Source organism: uncultured Methanobrevibacter sp. (genome assembly GCF_937898925.1).
GTDB lineage: Archaea > Methanobacteriota > Methanobacteria > Methanobacteriales > Methanobacteriaceae > Methanobrevibacter.
The window spans coordinates 35,680-42,710 of record NZ_CALDKF010000063.1; the positions used below are offsets into that span (position 1 = coordinate 35,680).

Annotated in this window: 6 protein-coding genes; all 6 read right to left on the reverse strand. The window is 40.6% G+C overall.

From position 1 onward, the window contains the following. Nucleotides 1-3: 3 nt before the first annotated feature. Genes Q0409_RS05150 through Q0409_RS05175 form a run of 6 tightly spaced genes read right to left on the reverse strand, consistent with a single transcriptional unit; the run spans nucleotide 4 to nucleotide 6,550 of the window. Nucleotides 4-1,275: a phage major capsid protein gene (locus tag Q0409_RS05150; protein WP_298535784.1), complete on the reverse strand. Its 1,272-nt coding sequence runs from the start codon at nucleotides 1,273-1,275 to the stop codon at nucleotides 4-6. Between the two features lie 7 nt (nucleotides 1,276-1,282). Beyond that, the gene (locus Q0409_RS05155) at nucleotides 1,283-1,906 is read right to left on the reverse strand and encodes an HK97 family phage prohead protease (protein ID WP_298535786.1); all 624 of its coding nucleotides are present in this window, start codon (nucleotides 1,904-1,906) and stop codon (nucleotides 1,283-1,285) included. A 4-nt stretch (nucleotides 1,907-1,910) separates the two neighbouring features. Beyond that, nucleotides 1,911-3,275, reverse strand: coding sequence for a hypothetical protein (locus Q0409_RS05160; protein ID WP_298535788.1), 1,365 nt, complete (start codon nucleotides 3,273-3,275; stop codon nucleotides 1,911-1,913). Continuing rightward, nucleotides 3,275-4,555, reverse strand: a complete 1,281-nt coding sequence (locus tag Q0409_RS05165) for a phage portal protein (RefSeq protein WP_298535790.1) — start codon at nucleotides 4,553-4,555, stop codon at nucleotides 3,275-3,277. Before Q0409_RS05165 ends, Q0409_RS05160 begins: the two co-directional genes overlap by 1 nt. A gap of 16 nt (nucleotides 4,556-4,571) precedes the next feature. Beyond that, nucleotides 4,572-6,242: a terminase large subunit gene (locus Q0409_RS05170; protein WP_298535792.1), complete on the reverse strand. Its 1,671-nt coding sequence runs from the start codon at nucleotides 6,240-6,242 to the stop codon at nucleotides 4,572-4,574. Further along, on the reverse strand, nucleotides 6,239-6,550 hold the full coding sequence (locus Q0409_RS05175; RefSeq protein WP_298535794.1) for a hypothetical protein: 312 nt from the start codon (nucleotides 6,548-6,550) through the stop codon (nucleotides 6,239-6,241). Before Q0409_RS05175 ends, Q0409_RS05170 begins: the two co-directional genes overlap by 4 nt. Nucleotides 6,551-7,031 lie beyond the last annotated feature (481 nt).

The window sequence follows — 7,031 nt, forward strand, 5'->3', positions numbered from 1 at the left end:
TCATCATCCCTTCTTGATCAGATAGTATCCAACAGGATTCAGCACCTTACCATCAACAACTACAAGTGCCTTATCAACCCATTCATTAGCTTCTTCATCAAACCATCTGCGCATAGTGAAACCAAAGTTTTCATTCAGCGCATATTCTTCAGGCTGCCAGAAGATACCGATGACATCACCAGAAGATGCAGAATCAAAGTCAGGAAGAATATCCGGTTCTACAAGTGCAATATCCCTGCCAAAGAATCTGCCATTAGGATTTCTGGAATCACCATCATTGACTTCAAGTCCAGTTGCCTGTCTGAATACAGGATTGTTGTTTGCATCAGCCATTGTTTCAAGATAGGTTTCAACAGTGGAAAGAGGGAAGATAAACTCACCTTCACGATAACCAAGCGGAAGCTTTGCAAAGAAGTTCTTGCGCCATGCAGTCCAGTCATTCATATCCTTTGCAGTCATGGTGATGCTGTTTGTCACTCTAGGATCATTCAGAATGCCAAGTGGCATACCTTCACCAGTACCATTCACAATTGCCTGATCCATAGCTTCCAGATAAGCAATTGCAATCACTTCTGCAATCTTTGCTTCAAAAGCATCCAGTGTCACGATGGAAGCAAGGAAAGTCTGTGCAATTCTGATCTCTGCTACATGATAGCTGAACATGATCTTTGCAAGTGGATCAAGCTTCTGTCTAGGAGATACAGTGCTTTCATTGATCCACTTAAAGGATGCACGCAGCGCACCAATAGGAAACTGAATGCCACCTTTAACATTAAGGTGTCTAACCTTGTTATAAAGGTTTCCATAACGCAGGCGCACTGTATTGATCACCTGATTCATAATGGTAAGAGGAATAGCAGGTGCAGTGTCAGGTGTGCTGATCGCATCGCCTGCACGCAGTTCAGAAGGAATAGCAGTACCATTCTGCACATAAGCCATGAATGCATTTCTGTATTCCATAGTAGAAAGCGGATCTACAGCATCACGCTGTTCAGCAGCAGGTGTTGCAAAGCTGCCACGAACATTGCCATTTACAAGCTGTGCGTCTGCAGGCACTGCATCACGCTGTTCAGCTTCCTGTGCTGCTGCACGCTGTTCTTCAGCTTCAATGGCATCAATCTGTGCCTGCAGATCATGCGCTTCAGCCTGCAGTGTAGATGCTTCAGCAGTAAGTGATCTAACCTCATTGACATCATTAGATGCTTCAATGGCAGATCTGATCTGTGTGATTCTGTCATTTCTTGCTTTTAAAAGCTTCTTCAGAAAATCTTTCATGATTGTTTTACCTCACTTTTAATAATGCTTCAAATTTTGCTTTTGCCAGTTCCAGTTCACTATCCAGTGATCTTTCCACACTATCCAGTGCGGATCTGGCACTATCCAGTGCCTGTTTATTTCTTACACTGATTGAAGTATCGTCATATGCCGGAAATGTTACTGCACTAACTTCAATCACGTTTGAAATCTCTTTGATAGTTCGTGTAGGATGATCTGATTCAAGATTAGACCATTCTTCATCACCAACTGAAAACATGAATGACATTCCTGTGATGTCACCACGCTTTACAGCTGAATACAGGTTTCTTGCTTCTGAATTGTTTTCAATGTCAAGCTTCACCCAATCAAGAAGCAATCCCTGATCATCAACAGAAAACTTCATAGTGCTGTTTTCATTGTTGTTTCTGGATCTTGCAAGTGGAATCTTGCTTGTATCATGATTCACAAGAAATCTGACATCACGCAGATCCGCATGATCAAGCGCACCCCTTGCAATTACTTCATCAAAATAACCAAGATCTGTTTTGGATTCATAGACAATTGGTCTGCCTGTGATCACACCAACATGATCTTCAGTTTCTTCAGCATTTAATTCAAATGTATATGATCTCTGTTCAAAGTCTTTCATATGATCACCCTAATCCAATCATCACAGTACCATTCCCATCATGCGACACAGAAAGAATTGCACCAGATTTTGCATTTAAGTTTGCTTTTGCATAGTCATCAATTTTTGTCAGCACAGTATCTGCTTCATATTCCATCACGATATTTGCAACAAAATCATCATTTGACCAAACATTGCTGATAGCATCAGGCAAAACAGGCATTACAGATCCATTAAAATTCATGGTGCTGTATGTGTTATTCACAAAAGCAGAAGCTGTGTCAGACAGTTCAAGCATTGGATAAATTGTTTCATTCGCAACTGTCACACCACTATCTGTAATCTGTACAGATCCAGTACAGGATGATACTTCTTTTGTTATGGTGAAGGATCTTGCATTGTTTCTTGCAACCATATAATCTGTTGTACCATCAGCATAATTCAGAATCAGCTGTACATAGGTATAGCCACTTGTCTTTCCTGTGCTGACTGTGTATGTGTTCCCAACTGCAAAAATGTTTTTATCAATACTGCAAGAAGTCATTGGATAAGTTCCAGTTGATGTTCCGTTTACTGTGATGCTGCCATCAGCATTTTTAGTGAATGTCAAACCTTTAGAAACTACCTGCGCACCAATCAGATCAAGCCTGAACAAATTCTTATTGGCAATTGCAATCACAGCTGTTGTGATCTGATCATCTTCAGAATCATAAAGTTCCAGACTGGATACAGCCATTGGCACAGCATCCACTACATGAATGATCTTGCCTTCTGCAGTTGCAAGCACTTCAGTTGTAACTTCAATTGTCATGTCAACAGGCGCAGATCCGTCATATTCAGTGTTGTTGATCGTCAATTTATAAGGATTTGGAAGCCTTGTTGGTATCAATTCAGCAGTTTCTGCTTTTGTGTAGTAGTTGGAAAGATCAATGCTTCCTGCAGCTTCAATCTTCTGAAGAATATCTTCAATAATGTCAGCATTCTGCTGCACAACAGCTTCTGTTGTTTCCAGTCCCTCAAGCACCGGAAGACTGTAAACAGTTGTGTTGAATTCCTTGATCACATTTGCATTATTGTCAAACAGCTTCAGGCACACAATAAACTTTGTATTACCTTTATAAGCACATGCGGATCTTCCAACAAGCCATGTGAATGTCATTGTGTCACCACTTGTTGCAAGATCATCCACAATGTAAATGTCACCATCACCATTGGCATTCATATAATTGATGCGTGCGCTGAATGTGGAAAGATCAAACCCACAATATTCTTTAGGCATTTGGAAGGGAATCTTATGTACATCATCATCCGATTCAACACCAAGCAGTGTGATGCTTTCTGGAATCTGCATTGTTCGCAGATCATCATTTATAACGATATAATCAGCCATTATAATTCACCGCCTTCTTCAGTGATCACTTCATCTTTTGATTCATCCAGTACATCCATCTTCACATTTCCTACCTTACCCATCTGATATTGATTTGCCATGTCTGCATCAACCCAGTTCAGCGACATATAACGCTTTCCTTCCAGTTCCGGAAGTGGCAGAAGACCAAACATGGTTCTTTTCTCATTCTCAAAAATCGCACCAGTTGGTGCAAGCAGGTTCACCAGTTCAAGCTTCTGTGTGATGGTCATAAAGATCAGATCTTTAGGATAAAACTTGATCTGGTTTCCAAATGCCCTTTCACGGCTTGTGAACATCTTTTTAGTGAATGCCTGTGAAATAGCAGTGATCAGTGGTTCAAGTGCTTTCTGATAGAATGCTTCATACTGTTCCTTTGTGTAATCACCTGTCAGGATCGCAAGTGGAATACCCCAATTGCGCAAGATCTTTTCATCTACAAACTTCAGTGTGCCTTCATCCACAAGCTGAATATTTCTAGGAAAAGGAACAAATTCACCTTTCAGATCCATTGGCAGTATACCGCTTTTAGAATTCTGCAGATCCTGTTCCAGTTTCCTGATGTTTGCTTCCATCCTGCCATCATCAAGCATAGTATTGTACTTCACTACACCATTGACCGCATATGAAGCATTCATGGCTTTTGCAATACCCTTCAGAAGTGTGTCATTCAGCTTCAGTGTGTCAAGCAGTGGCTGCTGATTAGGCTGACCGAATCTGTCACCACCCATATATTCAGAAAGTGAATAATTATACTTAATATGTATGCAGTCATCATAAGGAATTGTGGTAGTTTCACCATTCCAAAAGTAAAACTTGACAAAAAGCCTGTTTCCTGCATCCTCAATGAAGTCAACCTGTGTTGGATTGATCGGATACAGTGAATCATAGTACCTTCTTTCAGCACCAGTTTTCTGATCTACCCATGTATAGTAAGTGGGAATGATGAAAACATTGTAATTCATCAGCAGAAGATACACTGTCTTTTCAATGAATTCACTTGCTGTCATCAGCTGATTTGGATTATCCAGAATGTCCTGCACATTTCCCTTGACAGGAACAGGATCATTGCCAGTCATCCGCACATGTGTTGGTGCAAGCTTTTTCATTTCATCCACAATGCACTTTAAAGCCTGCTGCACTACATCACTTGCATATATGTCAGTTCCGTATTGACCATAGATAGGTGTGAATCCATCAAATGTTGGTGCATATTTAGTGTTTTTTGGTGATCGTCTAAAAAACTTATCAATCCATCCCATCTGTACCACCTCACTTTCACACCAAACTATTGTTCATTTCCGTTTTATATCGTCTTAACATCTCATAGCACATGATCAATGACAATGTGCCATCAATCCTTCTGGCAGCTTGTCCTTTGATCTTTACTGGCATGATGTGTCCAGTATCCCAGACCTGCACTGAAGTATTCTGCAAGCACCACTTATCAATTTCATTGTCATTGAAGGCAATAATCTGATCACGCAGATCCGCTTCAACAAGGCGCATTGGATTTGAAAGCACATATCTGTTCTGATAGATCATTTCATACTCAAAACCGTAATCATCCATGCGCTTCAGGAAGTCCTTTGCAAATCGCTGATCATAGCCAACTTTATAAGTCCTGATCTTGTATTCCTTATAAAGTTCAGCAAACCAGTCAGCAACTACTGACACATCAACTTCATTGCCTTCTACAATCCTGATCAATCCTTTTCGTGACCATTCTTCATATTTTGCACCAGATTCTTTATCATCACTCATTTTCAGCTTACTTTCTGGAATCCAGTACATCTGATGAATATACTTGACAGGATCGTCAGGTTTCAGCAGCAGGATCTTGGCAGAACACATATCAGTTGTTTCAGCCAAGTCAACACCACCCAATGTTATACTACCGCTAAAATCGTCAAGATTGTATACCCTTGAATACTCCAACATTTCACCAGTGATCCATGCTTCACTGTTGCTTACTTTAAAGTTAAAATCCTTTGACAGCGTAAACATCCGATCCGCTTTTGACCGCCTTGCAGCATCCACCTGTTCACGCAGGTAATCCCACCGCTTGACAATACCAACAGTTGGATTAGATTTCTGCCAAGTGCGTTCATCCTGCCACACTTCCTGTTCAGAATCCTGTGTGTACAGCCAAGGCAGGTATCTTTCTGCAGATATGCTGTCATCCTCACCAGTCAGGATCTTTCTTGCCTTGATCAGTTCTTCATCAAGGAATCCACCATTCACAAATCCTTCAGTGGTGATCAGGATCAGTTTTGGATTGGGTTTCAGTGACTGTGACTGTTCGATTGATTTGATGATCACATTGTCCTTCATTTCATGCACTTCATCCACAATGGCAAAGTCAATGTTTCTTCCTTCTTTGTTCCTTGTCCTGTCTGACAGCTTGAACACTTTTGATCCATTGAATTTGCATCTGATGTGCTGCTGATTCTTCCATGTATCCTTCTGGTTAGGATCAATCATCAGGCGCATTGTGTTTATCGCTTCATAAAGGATATTTGCCTGATTATCATCATTGGATGAACACACAATGTCAGATCCATCATTTCCTGTGATCAGTTCTGTCAGTGCCAGTCCGCTGCAGGTTTCACTTTTAGTATTCTTTCTTGCGATCAGCAGCAGGATCCTTCTGAACCTGTCAGTCAGATCTTCAGCCATCTTGAAACCATAAGTGGCACTGATGAAAGCTTTCTGCCATAGCATCAGCTTCATTGGCTGACCATAGAAAGGTGATTTGGTCAGGCGCACACAGTTTTCCATGAAATCCATGCGCAGATCCGGATCAGTGCAGTCATACACATATCTGTCATCCTGCATTTCTTCCATCAGCTTGTTTAGTTCATCCTTCAGTTCATATCCTGCGATGATCTCACCAGACATGATCTGCCTATGATATTCTTCCAGATATCCATTGCTGTATTTAATCATGACTGCGCCTTTCTGGAAGCAATGAATGCACGCAGTGGTGATTCTTCTTCTGGTGTGTCTTTTCTTAATATGCCAGTCAGGATCTTCACACAGTTGTTGTACTGCTGCAGAAGTTCTTTGTACTGCTTTGCAGCAGGTGTTGCTTTCTGCTGTGCGTGATCTCTAGGATTAATGCGGATGAAGGGAAGCTTGCGCAGTTCCTGCAGCTGTTCTTCCAGAAACACCACATCATCAATCATTGGCTTGATGATGCCTTTTGTATCTTCAACCTGATCAAAAATCTGCAATAATTCTTCTTTTCTTGTCATGTTTTCACCTGTTTTTCATCAAAAAATCAGCCTGTTTTTGGTTTGGTGTTCTATATGTTATAGAACAGTGATTTTTGGTTAGTAACGGCTGAAAAGCCAGTGTTTATGCGCCTTTCAGCGTTTTTTTAGGTGTTACTAACAATGTACATTGATAGTAACACACCAGTAACGCCTGAAACCCTCTGAAATCAAGGCTTTCAGCCATGTGTTACTAGTGTTACTAATGTAAAACCTACTTTTTATATTTTTTTGAAAAAGTTTAATACTATATATTTATATATAAAGGAAATTATATATAGTAACTAGTAACGCAATCAGTGTACACTAGGCTGAAATGCCCTGTTTATGCGCCTTTCAGCCTGTTACTGATTTGTTACTAACCAAACCTATTGGTAACAAATCTGATGTGATCCCATCAAATCAAATTTTTGGACACCTGATTTCATAAAATCTCAAAAAATTGCTTCCTGTGAAAGAAAGG